This is a genomic window from uncultured Cellulomonas sp. (assembly GCF_947494015.1).
In the GTDB taxonomy this organism is placed as follows: Bacteria; Actinomycetota; Actinomycetes; order Actinomycetales; family Cellulomonadaceae; genus Pengzhenrongella.
In genome coordinates, this window is the sequence record NZ_CANLTL010000009.1 from 1 (window position 1) to 21,102 (window position 21,102).

The following is a 21,102-nucleotide window of genomic DNA, read 5'->3' on the forward strand; positions in this document are numbered from 1 at the left end:
GTCCCATTCCGAACCCGGAAGCTAAGCCCCTCAGCGCCGATGGTACTGCACGGGAGACTGTGTGGGAGAGTAGGTCGTCGCCGGACAACCATTCACGAAAAGAGCCACCCCACCCGGGGTGGCTCTTTTCTTTTGCCCCGGGCGCGTGCGGCCTTCGTGACCGGAGCGCGCACACCGCGCCCCCGAGCCGCCCTTTCGCCGACGGCACGCACCCGCCGACGCCACCCATGCCGCCGTCGGCAGCCACCCGCACCGCCGGTCCCCACCCCACCCGTGGCCGACTGCGACGATGTGGACCCATCCACGGCCGTGAACGGGCCACAACGTCACACTCGACCGACTCTCTGCGCCGAGTGCGACGTTGTGGACCACTCGTGGGGCGTGAACGGTCCACAACGACACACCCGAATCCGGCGTGACTGAACCGCGAGCGGGCCGGACGAGGTGCGGCCCCCGACGTGCTGGCTGGCCCGGCTGCTGGCGGCCGCCCGCGAGCCTGTGCCACCGGGAGCTGGGGGCGGATGATGGTGCAGTCGACGCAAACTTGCAGTGAGTGTAAGGTTGTTGTGTGGTGAGTGGTCAGACGGGGGATCCGGCGGGGCTTCGGGAGCGTCAGAAGCGCGCCCGCCGTGAGGCTCTGATCGATGCCGCGCACGGCCTCGTCGAGCGTGAGGGACTGGACGCGGTGACCGTCGAGGCGATCTGCGCCGAGGCCGGCGTGTCGACGCGGACGTTCTTCAACTACTTCGAGTCCAAGGACGACGCCGTGCTCGGGATGGAGCCGGTGCGGCTGGACCCGGCGGTCGCGGAGGCCTTCGCACAGGGCGGTCCCAGCGGCGTCCTGCCCGCGGACCTGCGCGCACTGGCCGGCTCCATCGTCGCCGGCCCGCTGCTGGACCGGGGCCGGATGGCGGCGGCCGTTGCGCTGGCCCACCGCGAGCCCCGCCTGCTGGTCCGTCACGTGGCATGGCTCGAGCAGTACCGCACGGAGCTGGACGGACTGCTGCGCCGCCGACTCGAGGGCGGTGCGGAGGAGCACCTCGTCGAGCTCGCCGGGATGACCCTGATGATGCTGGTCCGCGGCGCGATGTCGCGATGGGAGGTGCACGGGGCGCGCGGCGCGGTGGCGGACCACCTGACGCCCGTGTCGGCCGACCTGCTGCGACTCCTCGGCGCGCCGCCCCCTGGGTCGTCGGCGGACGCGCCGCGTCCTGGCACGACCTGAGCGCCGTTCACCGCTGCGGCAGCCACGCCCCACCGGCCGTCACCTCTGTCCGCGCCGTCTGCGCGGGCGCACCGCCCGGCCGGCGCTCGCCGCCAGTCACGGGTCGAGCACCGAGCCACCACCGCACAGCACCGATGAACGAGGTCCCCCGCATGTCATCCGTCGCCACCTCCACCTCCGGCGCGCCGCCCGCCGAGGGCGCACCCCTCGTCGTGCTGACCCAGCGCACGGTGTGGCTGATCTTCGGCGCGCTCATGGCGAGCATGTTCATGTCCTCGCTCGACCAGTCGATCCTCGGTACCGCGATGCCCACGATCGTGGGCGAGCTGAACGGGCTCGAGCACCAGGGGTGGTTGATGACCGCCTACATCCTGGCCATCGCGATCGTGATGCCCCTGTACGGCAAGTTCGGCGACCTGTGGGGCCGCCGGTACCCGTTCCTGTTCGCCATCGGCCTGTTCACGGTCGCGTCCGTCGGCGCCGGGATGGCGCAGAGCTTCGGTGCGCTCGTCGCCTGGCGCGCCGTGCAGGGGCTGGGCGGCGGGGGACTGATGATCCTGTCGCAGGCGATCATCGCCGACGTCGTGCCCGCCAAGGAGCGCGGGAAGTACATGGGGCCGATGGGTGCCCTGTTCGGGATCTCGGCCGTGATCGGCCCGCTCCTCGGTGGTCTGTTCACCGACCACCTGACCTGGCGCTGGGCGTTCTGGATCAACGTGCCGATCGGCCTCGCGGCGTTCGCGGTCGCGTGGGTGACGCTGCGGCTTCCCAGTCACCGGTCCGGGCGCAGCATCGACGTCGCCGGGATCGTCCTGATGGTGCTGGCCACGTCCGGTCTCATCCTCACCACGAGCTGGGAGTCGTTCAGCGGCGGGGCGGGCTACGACTGGTCCGACCTGCGCCTGATCGCCCTGGTGCTCGTGACGGTCGCCGCCGCCGTCGCGTTCGTCGCGGTGGAGCGCCGTGCCGAGGAGCCGCTGCTGCCGCTGCACCTGTTCAGGAATCCCACCTTCGCGATCGCCACCCTGGTCGGTCTGGTCATCGGCATGGGCATGTTCGCGGCCCTGACGTTCCTGCCGACATTCCTGCAGATGGCCACGGGCGCGGGCGTGACCCAGTCCGGGTTCCTCATGCTGCCGATGATGGCCGGCGTGATGCTGACGTCCATCGGCTCCGGGATCGCGATCACCCGGACCGGCCGGTACCGCAGGTACCCGATCGCGGGGATGGCGATCGCGACGCTGGGCCTGGTGTGGATGACGCAGCTCGACGGCGACGTCTCGATGCTCCTGTTCAGCGCGATGATCTTCGTCCTCGGTGCCGGCCTGGGCCTGGTCATGCAGACGATCGTCCTGGCGGTGCAGAACTCGGTCGACCCGCGCGAGCTGGGCACCGCCACGAGCTCGAACAACTTCTTCCGCGAGATCGGCGCCGCCGTCGGCGTCGCGCTGTTCAGCACGATCTTCACCGGTCGGCTCTCCGACCGGCTCGAGGCGGTGTTCGCCGGCGCGCCGGTGCCGGACGCCGCAGGGGAGGGCGTGTCCTCGCTGACCCCCGCCGTCGTCGACGCGCTGCCGGACGCCCTGCGCGAGGGCGTGGTCGACGCATTCGCCGACGCACTGGCGCCGGCGTTCTGGTACCTCGTCCCGCTGCTCGCTGCCGGCTTCGTCCTCACGCTGTTCCTGCGCGAGGTCGCGCTGTCCGACGTCGCCGGCATGGTGGCGCGCGGTGAGGCGGTCGCCGCACCGGTGACGAGCTCCGCGGTGCCGGTCGGCGCCGCGGTGGAGTCGACGGCCACCGTGACCGGTGACGGCGCCGTGCCGGTGGGCACCGCCGCGGCCGGTGCGCTGTCGCCCACGACGGCTGGGCCGCAGGCCGGCGCCTCGCCCCACGGGGACCCGGGCGACGCGGGCGGTCCGGGTGACCAGGGCGGCACAGGGGGCACGGCGGAGCCCGGCCGCGCCGGTAGCCTGGGGTGATGACCGCGTCCCCCGGCCCCGACGTGCCCGCGAGCCCGGGAGCGCCCGCACCGGGCGCGACGGCCCCCCGGCGGCGCCGGTCGGCACGGCGCCAGTTCGCCGCGACGACCCTGGCCACCGAGGCGTTCGTGGTCCTGTTCGTCACGCTCGTGGCCCTGGGGCTGCGGGTCGCCCCGGCCGGCGCGCTGTGGGCCGCCGGGGGTGGGCTGGCGCTGGTCCTGCTCCTGCTGTCGGGGATGCTGCGCTCGCCGGGCGGGTACCTCGCCGGTTCCCTCGTGCAGATCCCCGTCATCGGCTGCGGTGTGGTGCTGCTGCTGTCGCCGGTGACCGGGTCGGGGTTCGCGGCCACGATCGTCTTCGTGGTGGCGGGCCTGTTCGCGCTGCTGTGGGTGGTCTCCCTGCGGGTCGGGGGACGCATCGACCGTGAGCGTGCGGAGTGGGATGCCGCCCACGCCGACGGCTGAAGCCTGGCGTCCCCGTCCCGGGACCCTCGGTAGGGTCGTGCCCATGACCGACACCCACGCCGCCGTCGAACGCACCCTCGTCCTCGTCAAGCCCGACGGCGTCCGTCGTGGGCTCTCGGGGGAGGTGCTGCGCCGCATCGAGGCGAAGGGGTACGCCCTCGTCGCGGTCGAGCTGCGCACCGCCGACGACGACGTCCTGGCGGCCCACTACGCCGAGCACGAGGGCAAGCCGTTCTACGCCCCGCTCGTGGAGTTCATGAAGTCCGGACCGGTCCTCGCCGTCGTCGCCGAGGGGCAGCGGGTCGTCGAGGGGTTCCGCTCGCTGGCCGGCACGACGGACCCGACCACCGCCGCGCCCGGGACGATCCGCGGTGACCTGGGGCGCGACTGGGGGCTGAAGGTCCAGCAGAACCTGGTGCACGGCTCGGACTCCCCCGAGTCGGCCGCGCGCGAGATCTCGCTCTGGTTCCCCGCGCTCTGAGGCCCGCCGTGCCCGCGGAGACGGGCCCGGCGCGCACGCGCCTCGACCGGCCGCGCGGCGTGAACTCCTAGGCTGCACCCGTGCACCTGAAGACCCTCACCCTGCGCGGGTTCAAGTCGTTCGCCTCGGCGACGACGCTGAGCTTCGAGCCCGGGGTGACGTGCGTCGTCGGTCCGAACGGCTCGGGCAAGTCCAACGTCGTCGACGCCCTCGCCTGGGTGATGGGTGAGCAGGGAGCCAAGTCCCTGCGAGGCGGCAAGATGGAGGACGTCATCTTCGCCGGCACGTCGGGGCGCGCCCCGCTCGGCCGGGCCGAGGTCGCCCTGACCATCGACAACTCCGACGGCGCCCTGCCGATCGAGTACACCGAGGTGACCATCTCGCGGACCCTGTTCCGCAACGGCGGCTCGGAGTACGCCATCAACGGCAGCTCGTGCCGGCTGCTGGACATCCAGGACCTGCTCTCCGACTCGGGCCTCGGCCGGGAGATGCACGTCATCGTCGGGCAGGGCCAGCTCGACGCCGTCCTGCGTGCGACGCCCGAGGAGCGGCGCGGCTTCATCGAGGAGGCCGCCGGGGTCCTCAAGCACCGCAAGCGCAAGGAGCGCGCGCTGCGCAAGCTCGACGCGATGCAGGCCAACCTCACGCGGCTCGCCGACCTGACCACCGAGATCCGCCGACAGCTCGGGCCGCTCGGCAGGCAGGCCGAGGTGGCCCGCCGGGCACAGGTCGTCCAGACCGACCTGCGCGACGCCCGCTCGCGCCTGCTCGCCGACGACCTGGTCCAGCTGACCTCCACCCTCGACCAGGAGCTGGCCGACGAGTCGCTGCTGCGCGCGGCCCGCGACGAGGCCGAGGCCGCGCTCACCGCTGCCCGACGCCGCCTCGGGGACCTCGAGCGCGAGGCGGCCGAGTCCGCCCCCGCACTCTCGGCGGCCAACGAGGTCTGGTACGCCCTGTCGTCGCTGCGCGAGCGGCTGCGGTCGACGTCGACCCTGGCCGCCGAGCGGCTGCGGCTCCTCGGGTCGTCCGGCCCCGCCACCGACCCGGGCCGCGACCCGCAGGACCTCGAGGCGCAGGCCGAACGGGTCCGCGCCGCGGAGGCCGAGCTCGCGGCCGAGGTCGACGTCGCCCGTACCGCGCTCGCGGCGGCGGTGACCGAGCGGGAGGAGGCCGAGGCGGCCGCGCAGGCCGCCGAGCGGACGCTGGCGACGGCGCTGCGCGGGGCCGCCGACCGGCGCGAGGGGCTGGCCCGGCTCGCCGGCCAGGTCGCCGCCCGGCGCAGCCGGGTGGAGGCGACCGAGAGCGAGATCGGCCGCCTGCGCGAGTCCCTGGCCGAGGCGGAGCGTCGTGGCGCGCAGGCCACCAGCGACTTCGCCGCCCTGGAGACGCAGGTCGCCGGCGTGGAGGAGGGCGAGGAGGGCCTGGACGCCGAGCACGAGGCCGCCGCCGACGCCGTCGAGCAGGCCACGGGCGCGGTCGCCGCGATCCGCGAGCGGCTGGCCGCGGCGGACCGTGACCGCGCTGCGGTCGCGTCCCGGATCGAGACCCTCGAGCTGAGCCTGGACCGCAAGGACGGAGCCGGTGCCCTGCTCGGGGCGGACGACCTGGTCGGCACCGTCGGCTCGCTCGCCGCCCTGCTGAGCATCGAGCCCGGGTTCGAGGACGCCATCGCCGCGGCGCTCGGTGCGGTCGCCGACGCGGTCGTCGTGGAGTCCGTCGACGCCGCCGTGGACGCGATCCGGTGGCTGCGCACCGACGACGCGGGACGCGCCGCCCTGGTGGTCGGCGCCCCCGCGGCCGTCCCCACCGACCTGGCCGACGTCCCGGCCGGCGCCCACCGGGCTCGCGACCTGGTCCGGGCGCCCGACAGCGCCCGCAGCGCGGTCGACGCGCTGCTCGTGAACGTGCTCGTGGTCGACGACCTCGCCGCGGCGCGTGCCGTCGTGGCCGGCGAGCCACGCGTCACCGTGGTCACGACGGGCGGCGACCTGCTGTCCGGCGTCCGCGCGTCCGGGGGGTCGGCGACCGCCCCGAGCGTGCTGCACCTGCAGGCCGCGCTGGAGGAAGCGGTCGCGGCTCGCGCCGACGCCGTCGCGCGCGGGGAGCGGGCCCAGTTCGAGCTGACCACCGCCACCCAGGCACTGGCCGAGGCCGAGGCCGCGTACGCCGACACGCTCGACCGGCTCAACCAGTCCGATGCGGCGCTCGCCGCGGTCGCCGAGCAGCTGGGGCACCTGGGCGCCACGGCCCGGGCCGCCCGGGCGGAGGCCGAGCGCGTCCAGCGGTCCCTCGCGGCGGCCACCGAGTCGCTCGCCGTCGACCAGGCCGAGCTGGCCGACCTCGCCGCGCGGCTCGCCGCCGCCGACTCCGCACCCGAGGAGTCCGAGGCGGCGATCGCCGACGGCACCGCGGACCGGGACCGGCTCGCCGGGCTCGCGACAGCCGCGCGCGCACGGGAGACCGAGGCGCGCCTGACCCTGCGCACCAGCGAGGAGCGTGCACGTGCGCTCGCCGGGCGCGCGCAGTCCCTGCAGCGGGCAGCCGCCGCGGAGCGTGAGGCCCGCGAGCGCGCCGCCCGCCGCGAGGCCGCCCGGGCGCGTCAGGCGCGCCGGGCCGAGTCGGTCCGGGTCGGCGCCGACCTGGCGCTGGGCGCCCTGGAGGTGTCGCTGCGCGCTGCGGGCGCCGAGCGGGAGGCCGCCGAGACGGCACGGGCCGAGCGTGAGCGAACCCTGGCGGCGCTGCGCACGGAGGTCGACGGGCTCGCGGCGCGCCTGGCCGAGCTGACCGACGTCGCGCACCGCGACGAGGTGGCCCGCGCCCAGCAGCTGCTGCGGCTGGAGGGCCTGCAGACCCGAGCCGTCGAGGAGCTCGGGCTCGACCCGGCGGTCCTCATGGAGGAGTTCGGGCCGCACCGGGGCGTTCCCGTCGCCGACGCCGACGCCGCCGCTGCCGCCGACGACCCGCCGCCCGAGGTGCCGTACGTGCGCGCCGAGCAGGAGAAGCGTCTGCGGTCCGCCGAACGGACCCTGGCGCAGATGGGCCGGGTCAACCCGCTCGCGCTGGAGGAGTTCGCCGCCCTCGAGGAGCGGCACAAGTTCCTCACCGACCAGCTGGCCGACCTGCGCAAGTCCCGCAGCGACCTGCTGGACATCGTCAAGGAGATCGACGCCCGCGTCGAGCAGGTCTTCGCCGACGCCTACCGGGACACCGCCGCCCAGTTCGACCGGGTGTTCCCGCGGCTGTTCCCCGGCGGCGAGGGACGCCTGGTGCTCACCGAACCCGGCGACATGCTCACCACGGGCATCGAGGTGGAGGCCCGTCCCGCCGGCAAGAAGGTCAAGCGGCTGTCGCTGCTCTCCGGCGGGGAGCGCTCGCTGACCGCGGTCGCGCTGCTGGTGTCGATCTTCAAGGCGCGACCCAGCCCGTTCTACGTCATGGACGAGGTCGAGGCGGCGCTCGACGACGCCAACCTCGGCCGGCTGCTGGAGATCTTCCGCGAGCTGCAGGACGACAGCCAGCTCATCGTCGTCACCCACCAGAAGCGCACCATGGAGATCGCCGACGTGCTCTACGGCGTGACCATGCGCGGCGACGGCGTCACCACGGTGGTCAGCCAGCGCATGCGCGACGACGTCAGCGCGTGACCGACGTCGTCGCCCGACCGACCGACGTGAGAGTGGACACACCCGGGCTGTCGAGCGGTTCGGGCAGCCGGACCGGGCACCGGTCGGCGATACTGGCACCATGGTCACGATGGTCGTCTGGACGTTGGTCGCGCTCGCCGCGGCCGCCCTCGTGCTCGTCATCGCGAGCGTGGCCGAGACGCCCACCGGGGACGGGCGCACCGGCGTCCGCGGGTACCTGCAGGACCTGCGCGCCGGGGTCCGCACGCTGCGGGGTGAGCGCGGTCAGCACGGCCGAGGAGCACGGCAGGCGCGTCGTGCCGCGGACGAGGGCGCAGCGGAGTCGACCCTGGAGGACTTCTTCGCCGCGACCGAGGTCCAGGCGCCCGCGTACGTCGCCGTCGAGGACCTGACGGACACCCTGGCCCGCGCCCGCGAGCGTGCCGCCCGAGGCGTGCACGGGCTCTCGCGCCGCTGACACCGCGCTGACTCCGCGCTGACTGCGGGCTGACTGCGGGCTGACTGCGGGCTGACTGCAGGCTGCGCCGCCGGTCGCCTTCGTACCGCCGGTCTCTCGTCAGCCGTCTCGTCCTGACCGGCTCCGGCCGACGACGCGGCCACGGCTGCGACAATGCCGGGTGTGAACGAGACCCTCGAACTCATCCTGACCTTCGGCCTGCCGGCGCTCGCGGTCGTGGGGACGTCGGCCGGCGTCCTGCTGCGCCGGCGCTCGCGCGGTGAGCGCCCCGCCGACCGCCCGACCGGCCACGCCGTCACCGCGACCCGGCCGCCGGCGTCCGGTGACGTCGACACCGACGACGCCGTGCCGACCGCAGCCGTCGAGCCCACGGTCGACGAGCACCGTCCGCGCGCCCCCCAGCTCGACGTCCCCGAACCGGTCCTCGGGCGCCTGAGCCGGCTGCGGAGCCGCCTCGCCCGCTCGGGGTCGCCGTTCGGCACCCGGTTGCTGTCGGTCCTGTCGCGTGACCACCTCACCGAGGACGACTGGGACGAGATCGAGGAGACCTTGCTGCTCGCCGACGTCGGCGCAGGCCCGACCGGTGAGCTGGTCGACGCCCTGCGGACGCGGGTGCGCGTCGAGGGCGTGCGCGACCCGCTCGAGGTCCGCCTGATCCTGCGCGAACAGCTCATCGAGCTCGTCGACCCGACCCTGGACCGCTCGCTGAACACGGTGCCCACGCTGTCCGAGGACGGCGATCACCAGGTGCCCGCCGTCGTGCTCGTCGTCGGGGTCAACGGCACCGGCAAGACCACCACGGTCGGCAAGCTCGCCCGCGTGCTGGTCGCCGAGGGCAGCTCCGTCGTGCTCGGCGCGGCCGACACCTTCCGCGCGGCGGCGGCCGACCAGCTGACCACCTGGGGCGCGCGGGTCGGCGTGCCCACGGTCCGCTCCGACCGCGACGGCGCCGATCCGGCTGCCGTCGCCTTCGACGCCGTCCGTCAGGGGCGTGAGACCGGAGCCGACGTCGTCCTGGTCGACACCGCCGGGCGGCTGCAGAACAAGGCCGGGCTCATGGACGAGCTCGGCAAGATCCGCCGGGTCATCACCAAGGAGGCCCCGCTCAGCGAGGTGCTCCTCGTGCTCGACGCGACCACCGGGCAGAACGGGCTGAACCAGGCCCGCGTGTTCGCCGAGGTCGCCGGCGTCACCGGCATCGTGCTGACGAAGCTGGACGGCACCGCCAAGGGCGGCATCGTCGTGGCGGTGCAGCGCGAGCTCGGGGTGCCGGTCAAGCTCGTCGGCCTGGGGGAGGGTCCCGACGACCTGGCGCCGTTCGTCCCGGACGACTTCGTCGACGCACTGCTCGGCTGAGCACGACCACGCTGCAACCGCCCGCGGCGAAACACGATGTTTACCTCGGGCGGGCAGTCGTCACGTCGCCGTAACGCCCGGGCGCCTCTTCCCGAAACTGCGGTGCACCAGCCTGTTCCCGATCCGGCCACCAGGCCGACGAGGGGAAGGTGACCAGTATGGAAGATTTCGCGCTCGACACCGGTAACACCGCGTGGATACTGATGGCGTCCTCGCTCGTGCTCCTGATGACGCCGGGCCTGGCGTTCTTCTACGGCGGCATGGTGCGCGGCAAGTCGGTCCTCAACATGATGATGATGAGCTTCGGCGCGATCGGCGTCGTGGGTCTCGTCTGGGTGCTGTGGGGGTACTCCGGCACCTTCGGCAGCGACATCGGCGGCTTCATCGGCAACCCGGTGGAGTACTTCGGCCTGGCGGGCCTGACCGACGACGCGAGCCTCATGGCGGGGTCCGGTGTGCCGGCCCTGGTCGCCGTCGGCTTCCAGGCGACGTTCGCGATCATCACCGTCGCCCTGATCAGCGGTGCCATCGCCGACCGCACCCGGTTCGGGTCGTGGCTCGTCTTCGTGACGATCTGGGTCACGGTCGTCTACGTGCCGATCGCGCACATGGTCTGGGGTGGCGGCCTGCTCGGTGCCGACGGCATCACCAGCGGCCTGTCGACCCCGATCGACTTCGCCGGCGGCACCGTCGTGCACATCAACGCCGGCATCGCCGGGCTCGTGCTCGCCCTGGTGATCGGCAAGCGCCGCGGCTTCGGTCGCGAGCCGATGCGCCCGCACAACCTGCCGTTCGTCATGCTCGGTGCCGCGCTGCTGTGGTTCGGCTGGTTCGGCTTCAACGCCGGCTCGGAGTTCGCGGCGGACGACGTCGCCGGCCGGGCCTGGCTGAACACGCTCGTGGCGACGTGCGCGGCGATGCTCGCCTGGCTCGTCACCGAGAAGTTTCGCGACGGTCACGCGACCTCGCTCGGCGCCGCGTCCGGCGTCGTCGCCGGTCTGGTGGCGATCACCCCCGCCGCGGCCGCGGTGGACACCTTCGGCGCGATCGCGGTCGGTGCGGTCGCGGGCGTGCTGTGCGCCCTCGCCGTCGGCCTGAAGTACAAGCTGGGCTACGACGACTCGCTCGACGTCGTCGGCGTCCACCTCGTGGGTGGGCTGACCGGAACCGTGCTGATCGGCCTGTTCGCCACGGACGCGAACAACGCCTGGTACCCCGACGGCGCGGTGAACGGGCTCTTCTACGGGGGCGGACCGACGCAGCTCGTCACGCAGGTGGTCGTGGCCGTCGTCGCGATGATCTTCTCGGCCGTGGTGACCTACGTCATCGCGATGATCCTCAAGGCCACCATCGGCCTGCGGGTCACCGACGAGGTCGAGGTCAGCGGCGTCGACCTCGCCATCCACGGCGAGACCGCGTACGAGACGCTGGGGGCCGGCGCCCGCCGGACGGGTGTGGACATGACGGGGCGCGGCGAGACCGCGTACGAGACCGGGCACGACGGACTGGGCGACGCCCGGGTGACGACGGAGGCGAAGCGATGACGAAGCTCGTGACGGGGATCATCCAGCCGCACCGGCTGGACGACGTGAAGTCGGCCCTCGAGGCGGCCGGCGTGCGGGGCATGACGGTCAGCGAGGCCAGCGGCTACGGCCGCCAGCGCGGCCACACCGAGGTGTACCGCGGTGCGGAGTACACGGTGGACCTGGTGCCCAAGGTGCGCGTGGAGGTCCTCGTGGAGGACGTCGACGCCCACCTGATCACCCAGGTGATCGTCAAGGCCGCGCAGACCGGCAAGATCGGCGACGGCAAGGTGTGGACCGTCCCGGTGGACGACGTCGCCCGCGTCCGCACCGGCGAGCACGGGACGGACGCGCTGTAGCCCATGGACCCGGAGCGGCTGCCCTCGGGGGGCACGGCGGACGCGACCGACATCGACCAGGAGGTCCCGCAGCCCGGCATCGGGGTGCGGGACCTCCGGTCCGAGCGGCTCGACCTGGCCACGGGGCTGAGCCGGACCGACACCCGGGGCGCCGACCGGCGCGCCGCGGTCGCCGACCTGGTCACGGCGCGGCTCGCGGAGCTGTGGGACGCGGCGACCGCCGACCTGCCCAGCACCGACGGGCTCGCGCTGGGCGCGGTCGGCAGCGTGGGCCGGTGCGACCCGAGCCCGTGCAGCGACCTGGACCTGCTGCTCGTGCACGACGGCCGCGGCCGCAGCCCGCAGGACCTGGCCGGGCTGGCCGAACGGCTCTGGTACCCCATCTGGGACGCCGGCCTGGACCTGGACCACTCGCTCCGCTCGCTCGCGCAGTGCCGCCAGGTGGCCTCCAAGGACCTGCCGGCCGCGGTCGGGCTGCTCGATCTGCGCCCGGTGGCCGGCGACGCCGTCGTGGTGCACCGGGCGAAGTCGGCGCTGCTGACCGACTGGCGGGCCGCCGCCCGGCGACGGCTGCCCGAGCTGCTGTCCTCGACCAAGCACCGGGCCGAGCGCCACGGCGAGCTCGCGTACCTCATCGAGCCCGACCTCAAGGAGGCCCGCGGAGGCATCCGGGACGCGGTGGTGCTCTCCGCGCTCGCGGCCACCTGGCTGACCGACCGGCCGCACGGCTCGGTCGACCACGCCCTGGAGCACCTGCTGGACGTGCGCGACGCGCTGCAGGTGGTGACCCGGCGGCACACCAACCGGCTGCTGCTGGCCGACCAGGACGAGGTGGCCGAGCTGTGCGGCGCCGGGGACGCCGACGACCTGCTCGCCGGGGTCGCCGAGGCCGGACGGGTGATCTCGTACGCGCTGGACACCACCGCCCGCAACGCCCGCCAGGCCCTGCAGCGGCCGCTGACCACGCGTCGCCCCGTGCTCGTCCGGGGACGCCGGGGGGCACCGCGCCTGCGCTCGGTCGGCGAGGACCTCGTCGAGCACGACGGCGAGCTGCTGCTCGGGGTCGAGGCGCGGCCGGCCACCGACCCGCTGGTGTCGCTGCGAGCCGCGGCGACGGCGGCCCGCACCGGGCTGACGCTGTCGCCGGTGACCGTGGCCAGCCTGACCCGCACCCCGCCGCTGCCCGAGCCCTGGCCCGCCGCCGCGCGCGAGTCGTTCCTCCAGCTGCTGTCCACCGGGCGCGCGCAGATCCCGGTGTGGGAGGCGCTGGACCTCGCCGGCGTGGTTACGACCTGGATCCCGGAGTGGGCGGGGGTGCGCAACCGGCCCCAGCGCGCCGTCATCCACCGGCACACCGTCGACCGGCACCTCGTGGAGACCGCCGCCCGCGCCGGCCGGCTGCGCCGCGACGTCGAGCGGCCCGACGTGCTGCTGCTCGCCGCCCTGCTGCACGACATCGGCAAGCGTGCGGGGTCGCGGGACCACTCGGTCGAGGGCGCCCGGCTCGCCGGTCCCGTCCTGGCCCGGATGGGGGTCGGCGCCCACGACGCCGCGGACGTGGTCCGACTGGTGCGCCACCACCTGACCCTGGCCCGGCTGGCCACCACGCAGGACCCGGACGACGACGCCACCCTGGCCGAGCTGCTGGACGCCGTCGACCACCGCGCCGACGTGCTGCGTCTGCTGCGCGCGCTGACCGAGGCCGACGCGTCGGCGGCCGGGCCGACCGCGTGGACCGCGTGGCGGGCGCGGCTGGTCGACGACCTCACCGCGCGCGCGGAGCACGCCCTCGCCGAGGGACCGGCGGACCGGCACGGGTAGGCTGGACGTTCCCGACCGACCAGCGAACGTGAGGATCCTGCGGTGTTCGCGAGCCTGTCCGACCGACTGACGTCGACCTTCAAGAACCTGCGCACCAAGGGGCGGCTGTCCGAGGCGGACATCGACGCCACCGTGCGGGAGATCCGCCGCGCCCTGCTGGACGCCGACGTCGCGGTCACCGTGGTCCGCGCGTTCACCGGGCGGGTGCGCGAGCGGGCGCTGTCCGCGGAGGTCTCCGGCGCGCTGAACCCCGCCCAGCAGGTCGTCAAGATCGTCAACGACGAGCTCGTCGCGATCCTCGGCGGCAACACCCGCCAGCTGCACCTGGCCAAGAACCCGCCGACGGTCATCATGCTGGCCGGCCTGCAGGGCGCCGGGAAGACGACCCTGGCCGGCAAGCTCGCGCTGCACCTGCGCTCGCAGGGCCACACGCCGCTGCTGGTCGCCGCGGACCTGCAGCGGCCCAACGCCGTGACCCAGCTCGCGGTCGTCGCCGAGCGGGCGGGCGTGCCCGTGTTCGCGCCGCACCCCGGCGTCGCGGGCGAGGACGAGGTGCCCACCGGGGACCCGGTCTGGGTGGCCCGCGAGGGCGTGGCGACCGCCCGGGCCCGCCACCACGACGTCGTCATCGTCGACACCGCCGGCCGCCTCGGCGTCGACGCCGAGCTGATGCAGCAGGCCGCAGACATCCGCGACGCCGTGCAGCCGGACGAGACCGTCTTCGTGATCGACGCGATGATCGGCCAGGACGCCGTCGCGACCGCCCAGGCCTTCGCCGACGGCGTCGGGTTCACCGGCGTGGTGCTGTCCAAGCTCGACGGTGACGCGCGCGGTGGCGCGGCGCTGTCGGTCGCCTCGGTCACCGGGCGGCCGATCCTGTTCGCCTCGACCGGTGAGAAGCTCACCGACTTCGAGGTGTTCCACCCCGACCGGATGGCGTCCCGCATCCTCGACATGGGCGACGTCCTGACGCTCATCGAGCAGGCCGAGCGGGCGTTCGACGCCGAGCAGACCGAGGCGATGGCCTCCAAGCTCGCCTCGGGGGAGGGGTTCACGCTCGAGGACTTCCTCGTCCAGATGCAGCAGATCAAGCAGATGGGCTCGATGAAGAAGATGCTCGGCATGCTGCCGGGCATGGGTCAGATGCGTGAGGCGCTGGACAACTTCGACGAGCGCGAGGTCGACCGCATCGAGGCGATCATCCGCTCCATGACCCCGGCCGAGCGCCGCACCCCGAAGATCATCAACGGGTCCCGACGCGCCCGGATCGCCAAGGGGTCGGGCACCACGGCCACCGACGTCAACGGTCTGCTGGAGCGGTTCGGCGCCGCGCAGAAGATGATGGCGCAGATGAGCAAGGGCGGCGGCATGCCCGGGATGCCGGGCATGCCCGGGGTGGGCATGGGCGGCAAGAAGTCCCGCGGCAAGTCCGCCCCGCCGCCGCGCGGCAAGAAGGGCAAGTCCGGCAACCCGGCCAAGCGGGCGGAGCAGGAGCGACTCGCCGCGGAGCGCGCAGTGGCCGGCCAGCGCGCCGCGCAGGGGTCCGCGTTCGGCCTGCCGGCCGCCCAGGACGCCGACCCGTCGTCGCTCGAGTTGCCGGCCGGGCTCGAGAAGTTCCTCGGTCGCTGACCCCGCCGCCCGACACAGGCCGACGACGATGAGCCCGGTCATCCACGTGCGGGGCACCGTCGTGCTCGACGACGACCGCGAGGTCGGCGAGCTGTGGGCGGTGGACGGCCGGGTGACGTTCGAGCGCCCCCGCACCGCCGACGACGTCGTCGTGGTCGACGGCTGGGCGGTGCCCGGGCTGGTCGACGTGCACTGCCACATCGGCCTGGGTGCCGACGGCCCGGTGGACCGGGACACCGCGCGGGCCCAGGCGGTCGCCGACCGCGACGCCGGGACGCTGCTGGTCCGCGACGCGGGGTCGCCCGCGGACACCTCCTGGGTGCACGACCGCGACGACCTGCCCCGGCTCATCCGGTCCGGGCGCCACCTGGCCCGGCCCAAGCGGTACCTGCGCCACTACGGCCGCGAGCTGGCCGACCCGGCCGACCTGCCCGCCGCGGTCGCCGAGGAGGCCGAGCGCGGCGACGGCTGGGTCAAGATCGTCGCGGACTGGATCGACCGCGACCTCGGCCCCGACGGCGACCTGCGCCCGCTGTGGCCCGACGACGTGCTGGTCGAGGCGGTCGCCGTCGCGCACCATCACGGCGCACGGGTCACCGCGCACACCTTCGCCGCCGAGGCCGTCCCCGGGCTGCTCGCCGCGGGGGTCGACTGCCTCGAGCACGGGACCGGGCTCACCCCCGAGGGCATCGAGGAGGTCGCCCGCCGCGGCATCCCGGTCACCGCCACGCTGCTGCAGGTCGGGCAGTTCGACGCGATCGCCGACGCCGCGCACCGCTACCCGGTCTACGCCGACCGGATGCGCCGGATGCACGCCCGCCGCTACCAGCACGTGCGCGACCTGCACGACGCCGGCGTGCGCGTGCTCGTGGGCACCGACGCCGGCGGCACCATCGAGCACGGCCGCATCGCCGCCGAGGTCGCCGAGCTCGTGCGAGCCGGCATCCCCGACGCCGACGTCGTCGCCGCCGCGAGCTGGCGCACCCGGGACTGGCTGGGCGCGCCCGGGCTCGCGGAGGGCGCCAGCGCCGACCTCGTCGTGTACGGGGCGGACCCACGGGTCGACGCGCGCGTGCTCGCCGACCCGCTCGCCGTCGTCCTGCGCGGCGCCGTCGTGGGCGGCCGGTAGCAGGCCGGCCGGTCGCGGCGGCGTGACGCACGCCGTGTTGGGAGCCCGGCGTCCGTCTGGCACAATGGCGGGCTGTACTCGGTGCGCGGACCCTCTAGCCGCGCTCGGAGTCCCTCGGCCGGGCTGCGACCTGCCCCCACGGGAACGCACCCTCGGCCACCTCAGCTCACATCCAGGAGAAGACCACACCGTGGCCACCAAGATCCGTCTGAAGCGCATGGGCAAGATCCGTCAGCCCTACTACCGCGTCGTCGTCGCCGACTCCCGCACCAAGCGGGACGGTCGCGCCATCGAGGAGATCGGCAAGTACCACCCCACCGAGGAGCCGTCCCTCATCGACATCAACTCCGAGCGCGCGCAGTACTGGCTCGGCGTCGGGGCGCAGCCGACCGAGCAGGTCATGGCCCTGCTCAAGGTGACCGGGGACTGGCAGAAGTTCAAGGGCCTGCCGGGCGCCGAGGGCACCCTGCGGGTCAAGGGCGAGAAGGTCGACCCGGCCGCGGCCATCGAGGCCGCCGCCGCCGACGCCGAGAAGGTCAAGGCGCGCGCGGCCGAGAAGAAGGCCGCGGCCCCGGCCGCCGAGCCCGAGAGCGACACCGCGGACGAGCAGGCCTGATGCTCGCCGACGCGCTCGAGCACCTGGTGCGCGGCATCGTGGACCACCCGGACGACGTCCAGGTGAGCACGAAGTCGCTGCGCCGCGGTGAGGTGCTCGAGGTCCGGGTGCACCCCGAGGACCTCGGGCGCGTCATCGGTCGCGGCGGGCGCACCGCGCGCGCGCTGCGCACGGTGGTCGGCGCGCTGTCCACGGACGGCACCGTGCGCGTCGACGTCGTCGACGTCGACCGGCGCTGACCCGCTCTGCACCTCCTCCAGGCCCGGCCCCCGATGCGGGGGCCGGGCCTGAGGTCGTCCACCCCAGACCCGTCCCGGAGGAAGCCACCATGCAGCTGACCGTCGCCCGGATCGGCCGCGCCCACGGGCTGCGCGGCGAGGTCGCACTCGACCTGCGCACCGACAGCCCTGAGGAGCGGCTCGCCGTCGGACAGGTGCTGGCGACCGAGCCGGCAGCCGCCGGACCGCTGACCGTCGCTGGAACCCGGTCCCAGCACGGGCGCTGGTTCGCGAGCTTCGCCGAGGCGCGGGACCGGACCGCCGCCGAGGCGCTGCAGGGCGTCGAGCTGGTGGTGGACGCGGACGCCGACGACGACGAGGACGCCTGGTACCCGCACGAGCTGGCCGGGCTGCGCGCGGAGCTCGCCGACGGCACGGTCGTGGGCCGGATCGACGGACTGGAGCACCTGCCCGCGCACGACGTCCTGGTGCTCGTCGAGGCCGGCTCCGGTGCCCGGACGCTCGTGCCGTTCGTGCGGGCCATCGTGCCGGTCGTGGACGTGCCCGGTGGGCGGGTCGTCCTCGACCCGCCCGGCGGCCTGCTGGCGTCCGACGTGGAGAACCTCGTCGTCTCCCCGGAGACCGGGGGCGCCGACGTGTCCGACGACCCGGACGGGGACGAGCACGGGGGCGGTCCAGCGAGCGCCGGCGGTCGGGACTGACGTGCGCATCGACGTCCTGACGATCTTCCCCGACTACCTGGCGCCGCTCGAGCTGTCCCTGGTGGGCAAGGCGCGGGCCTCGGGGCTGCTGGACGTGCGGGTGCACGACCTGCGGGGCTGGACCACGGACCGGCACCGTACGGTCGACGACACGCCCTTCGGCGGCGGCGCCGGGATGGTCATGCGACCCGACGTGTGGGGCGCCGCGCTGGACGAGGTGCTCGACCCGGGTGCGCACCTGCTGGTGCCGACGCCGTCCGGCGCGCCGCTGACCCAGCGCACGGCCGAGGCGCTCGCGGGCGAGCAGCACCTCGTCGTGGCGTGCGGCCGGTACGAGGGCATCGACGCGCGCGTGGTCGAGCACTACCGCGCGCGCGAGGACCTGCGGGTCACCGAGCTGTCGCTGGGGGACTACGTGCTCAACGGCGGCGAGGTCGCGGCGCTGGTCGTCGTCGAGGCCGTCGCCCGGCTGCTGCCGGGGGTCGTCGGGAACCCGCACTCGCTGGTCGAGGAGTCGCACGGGGCGGCGGGGCTGCTCGAGTACCCGGTGTACACCAAGCCGCCGACGTGGGCGGGGCTCGACGTCCCCGAGGTGCTGACGTCCGGCCACCATGCCCGGGTCGAGCGGTGGCGCCGGGACCAGGCCCTGCGCCGGACGTCCGCCCGCCGCCCCGACCTGGTCGCCGCGCTCGCGCCCGAGGGCCTGGACCGGCACGACGTCGCCCTGCTCGCCGAGCTCGGCTGGGTCGTGGACGCCACCGGGGTCCACCGGCAGGGCTGATCGGCGGGTGGCCCGCTGGTGACCGGGCTCATACCGGCCGCCGCCGGTGCGGGCCGGTGCCGGGCCCCCGGTGTGGCAGACTGGTCGGTCGGTGTGCGCCGGCCGACGTCCCTGCCACAGGGGGGACGACAGGGCCGCGGGGCGCACACACCCGAACCACCGCCCATGGGCGCCGCGCGGCGCCCATCGACAACGCGGCTGACCTGTGGCAGCGCGAGGAAGCGACACATCCCATGCACACGCTCGACTCCGTCGACGCAGCATCGCTGCGCACCGACATCCCGGCGTTCCGCCCCGGGGACACGCTCAAGGTCAACGTCAAGGTCGTCGAGGGCAACCGGTCCCGCATCCAGGTCTTCCAGGGCGCCGTCATCTCGCGCACTGGCGGGGGCGTCCGCGAGACGTTCACCGTCCGCAAGGTCAGCTTCGGCGTCGGCGTCGAGCGCACCTTCCCCGTGCACTCCCCGACGCTGGAGTCCATCGAGGTCCTGACCCGCGGTGACGTGCGCCGCGCGAAGCTGTACTACCTGCGCAAGCTGCGCGGCAAGAAGGCCAAGATCAAGGAGAAGCGCGACAACGTCCCGGCCGGCAAGTAGTCGCCAGCCGCGCGCGCTCCACGACGGGCGGTCACCCCTGCGGGGGTGGCCGCCCGTCGGCGTCCCGGCACGTCGGCCCTCGCCGATCGGCTCGCCGCTCGGCTCGCCGGGCTCGCCGGGCGGTGCCGCCGGTGGGCGGTTAGGCCACCACCGCACGTCGATGGCACAGTGAGGGGGTGAGGGACCAGCCGCCGCCCGTGCCGGACACCAGCCGGGACGAGCCCACCGACCCCGGTGACGTGGTCGTCCCCGACGCACCGGCGGGCCGTGACGGCGTCGGTGCGCGCACCTCGCCGGAGCCCTCCGCCGACGGCGTGAGCGTGGCCGGCCCCCCCGGGGCCACCGTGGCCGCGGACCCCGACGACGTCGACGGCGCCGTGGTGGCGGACCGGGGCGAGGGTGCACGCGGCGCCCGGGACGGGTACGCGTCGGGTGTCGCGCTGCTCAAGGAGACCGTGATCATCCTGGTCAGCGCCCTGGTGCTGTCCCTGATCATCAAGACGTTCCTCTTCCAGGCGTTCTTCATCCCGAGCGCGTCGATGCGCGACACCCTCATCGAGGGGGACCGGGTGCTCGTCACCAAGCTCGCGCCGGGGCCGTTCGACGTCAGCCGCGGCGACATCGTGGTGTTCAAGGACCCGGGCGGCTGGCTGCCGCCGGTCGTGCCGACGGAGCAGTCCGCTCTGCGGGACCGGGTGACCTCGGTGCTGACCTACGTCGGGCTGCTGCCGCAGGACTCCGGTGAGCACCTGATCAAGCGCGTCATCGGCCTTCCCGGTGACCGGGTGGCGTCCGACGGCGAGGGTGGTCCGGTCACCGTCAACGGCGTCCCGATCGACGAGCCGTACCTGCGTCCGTCGTCGGTCCCCAGCGAGGTGCCGTTCGAAGTCGTCGTGCCCGAGGGCGCCGTATGGGTGATGGGCGACAACCGGCAGAACTCCCAGGACTCGCGCTACCACCTGGGGGACCCGGGCGGTGGCGCCGTGCCGATGGACAACGTCGTCGGCGTCGCCTTCACGACGGTCTGGCCGCTGGACCGGGCCACCCTCCTGCGCAACCCCGGGGCGACCTTCGAGGCCGTCCCCGACGCCGGGTGACCGTGACGACGGGGACCGCGCGAGCCCGGCGTGCCACGTCGGACCGGGCCGGGCAGCAGCGCGCCACGCCCGCCACGCGCACCCCGCCGGGACGGTCCACGGTCCCCGGCCTGCGGGTCGAGAAGCGGCTGCTGCGATCCGGGCACACCCTGCTCGGCGCGTGCGACGAGGTGGGCCGCGGCGCCCTGGGGGGTCCGGTGACCGTGGGCATCGTGCTGGTGGACGCCAGCGTCCAGCGTCCGCTGGCCGGCGTGCGGGACAGCAAGCTGCTCACGCCCGCGGCGCGGGTCGCGCTCGTGCCGCGCATCCGGCGGTGGGTGGTCGGGCACGCCGTCGGGCACGCGACCGCCGAGGAGATCGACGAGCACGGCATCATCGCGGGGCTGCGGATGGCCGGGCACCGGGCGCTGGCCGCCCTGCCGGCCCGGCCCGACGTCGTCCTGCTCGACGGCAACCACGACTGGCTGTCCAGCCCACGCCGGCCCACGCTGTTCGACGGCACCCCGCTCGCCGAGCCGGCGCCGCCCCGCGTGGCCACCATGATCAAGGCCGACCTGCAGTGCGCGTCGGTCGCGGCCGCGAGCGTGCTGGCCAAGACCGAGCGCGACGCCCTCATGGTGCGGCTCGCGGGCCAGCACCCCGGGTACGGGTGGGAGGAGAACAAGGGGTACTCCACCGCCGGGCACGTCGAGGCGCTGCGCCGGCTGGGCCCGTGCGTCCACCACCGGCAGAGCTGGCGGCTGCCCGAGCTGGCGACGCCGGACTGCGACGGGCTGTGGGACGACGGGACGCGTCCCGTCGTCCCGGACCTCGCGGGCGGCGCGGTAGCGAAGGTGGGGCCGACCGACCCGACTGCGGACCCGGTTGCCGACGCCGACCTGGATGCCGAGCCGGTGGCCGAGCCGGGCGTGGGCCGGGGCATGGGGCTGGACGTCGCACGGGGCGCCGGTGGTGGTCGGGACGCGGCCGACGGTCGGTGACCGTCGGCCGGCGCCGATGGTC

General features: G+C 74.5%; 19 protein-coding genes and 1 rRNA gene. All 20 read left to right on the top strand.

All coding sequences use genetic code 11. The annotated features are described in order from the left end of the window. A 5S ribosomal RNA gene (rrf, locus tag Q0840_RS11270) occupies positions 1-86 on the top strand; the annotation flags it as partial. 485 nt (positions 87-571) lie between these two features. Further along, positions 572-1,225, top strand: coding sequence for a TetR/AcrR family transcriptional regulator (locus Q0840_RS11275; protein WP_298459578.1), 654 nt, complete (start codon positions 572-574; stop codon positions 1,223-1,225). A gap of 152 nt (positions 1,226-1,377) precedes the next feature. Further along, positions 1,378-3,204: an MDR family MFS transporter gene (locus Q0840_RS11280; protein WP_298459579.1), complete on the top strand. Its 1,827-nt coding sequence runs from the start codon at positions 1,378-1,380 to the stop codon at positions 3,202-3,204. Further along, a complete protein-coding gene (locus Q0840_RS11285; RefSeq protein ID WP_298459580.1) occupies positions 3,204-3,668 on the top strand; it encodes a DUF4233 domain-containing protein in 465 nt (154 codons plus the stop codon). Before Q0840_RS11280 ends, Q0840_RS11285 begins: the two co-directional genes overlap by 1 nt. 43 nt (positions 3,669-3,711) lie before the next feature. Further along, positions 3,712-4,149: a nucleoside-diphosphate kinase gene (gene ndk, locus Q0840_RS11290; RefSeq protein WP_298459581.1), complete on the top strand. Its 438-nt coding sequence runs from the start codon at positions 3,712-3,714 to the stop codon at positions 4,147-4,149. An 80-nt stretch (positions 4,150-4,229) separates the two neighbouring features. Beyond that, positions 4,230-7,796 carry a chromosome segregation protein SMC gene (smc, locus tag Q0840_RS11295; RefSeq protein ID WP_298459582.1) on the top strand — a complete coding sequence of 1,189 codons (3,567 nt, stop codon included), beginning with the start codon at positions 4,230-4,232 and terminating at the stop codon, positions 7,794-7,796. Positions 7,797-7,896: 100 nt separating this feature from the next. Further along, a complete protein-coding gene (locus tag Q0840_RS11300) occupies positions 7,897-8,253 on the top strand; it encodes a hypothetical protein (protein ID WP_298459583.1) in 357 nt (118 codons plus the stop codon). 153 nt (positions 8,254-8,406) lie between these two features. Beyond that, on the top strand, positions 8,407-9,609 hold the full coding sequence (gene ftsY / locus Q0840_RS11305) for a signal recognition particle-docking protein FtsY (protein ID WP_298459584.1): 1,203 nt from the start codon (positions 8,407-8,409) through the stop codon (positions 9,607-9,609). Positions 9,610-9,767: 158 nt separating this feature from the next. Next, positions 9,768-11,153, top strand: coding sequence for an ammonium transporter (locus Q0840_RS11310; protein WP_298459585.1), 1,386 nt, complete (start codon positions 9,768-9,770; stop codon positions 11,151-11,153). After that, positions 11,150-11,491, top strand: coding sequence for a P-II family nitrogen regulator (locus Q0840_RS11315; protein ID WP_298459586.1), 342 nt, complete (start codon positions 11,150-11,152; stop codon positions 11,489-11,491). Before Q0840_RS11310 ends, Q0840_RS11315 begins: the two co-directional genes overlap by 4 nt. Before the next feature lie 3 nt (positions 11,492-11,494). Further along, complete coding sequence (locus Q0840_RS11320) at positions 11,495-13,312, top strand: [protein-PII] uridylyltransferase (protein ID WP_298459587.1); 1,818 nt, start codon at positions 11,495-11,497, stop codon at positions 13,310-13,312. Between the two features lie 42 nt (positions 13,313-13,354). Next, positions 13,355-14,941 (top strand): signal recognition particle protein, encoded by a 1,587-nt coding sequence (ffh, locus tag Q0840_RS11325; protein WP_298459588.1) that lies wholly within the window; start codon positions 13,355-13,357, stop codon positions 14,939-14,941. Positions 14,942-14,969: 28 nt separating this feature from the next. Then, the gene (locus Q0840_RS11330) at positions 14,970-16,070 is read left to right on the top strand and encodes an amidohydrolase family protein (protein WP_298459589.1); all 1,101 of its coding nucleotides are present in this window, start codon (positions 14,970-14,972) and stop codon (positions 16,068-16,070) included. A 190-nt stretch (positions 16,071-16,260) separates the two neighbouring features. Then, complete coding sequence (gene rpsP, locus Q0840_RS11335; RefSeq protein WP_298459590.1) at positions 16,261-16,686, top strand: 30S ribosomal protein S16; 426 nt, start codon at positions 16,261-16,263, stop codon at positions 16,684-16,686. Next, positions 16,686-16,925, top strand: coding sequence for an RNA-binding protein (locus tag Q0840_RS11340; RefSeq protein WP_298459591.1), 240 nt, complete (start codon positions 16,686-16,688; stop codon positions 16,923-16,925). Before rpsP ends, Q0840_RS11340 begins: the two co-directional genes overlap by 1 nt. An 89-nt stretch (positions 16,926-17,014) precedes the next feature. Further along, positions 17,015-17,626, top strand: coding sequence for a ribosome maturation factor RimM (gene rimM / locus Q0840_RS11345; RefSeq protein ID WP_298459592.1), 612 nt, complete (start codon positions 17,015-17,017; stop codon positions 17,624-17,626). 1 nt (position 17,627) lies between these two features. Continuing rightward, positions 17,628-18,407: a tRNA (guanosine(37)-N1)-methyltransferase TrmD gene (gene trmD, locus Q0840_RS11350; protein WP_298459593.1), complete on the top strand. Its 780-nt coding sequence runs from the start codon at positions 17,628-17,630 to the stop codon at positions 18,405-18,407. A 233-nt stretch (positions 18,408-18,640) separates the two neighbouring features. Then, entirely contained in the window at positions 18,641-19,003 is a 363-nt protein-coding gene (rplS, locus tag Q0840_RS11355; protein ID WP_298459594.1) for a 50S ribosomal protein L19, read from the top strand. A 176-nt stretch (positions 19,004-19,179) separates the two neighbouring features. Further along, on the top strand, positions 19,180-20,100 hold the full coding sequence (lepB, locus tag Q0840_RS11360; protein WP_298459595.1) for a signal peptidase I: 921 nt from the start codon (positions 19,180-19,182) through the stop codon (positions 20,098-20,100). Between the two features lie 2 nt (positions 20,101-20,102). After that, positions 20,103-21,080, top strand: a complete 978-nt coding sequence (locus Q0840_RS11365) for a ribonuclease HII (RefSeq protein ID WP_367183112.1) — start codon at positions 20,103-20,105, stop codon at positions 21,078-21,080. Positions 21,081-21,102 lie beyond the last annotated feature (22 nt).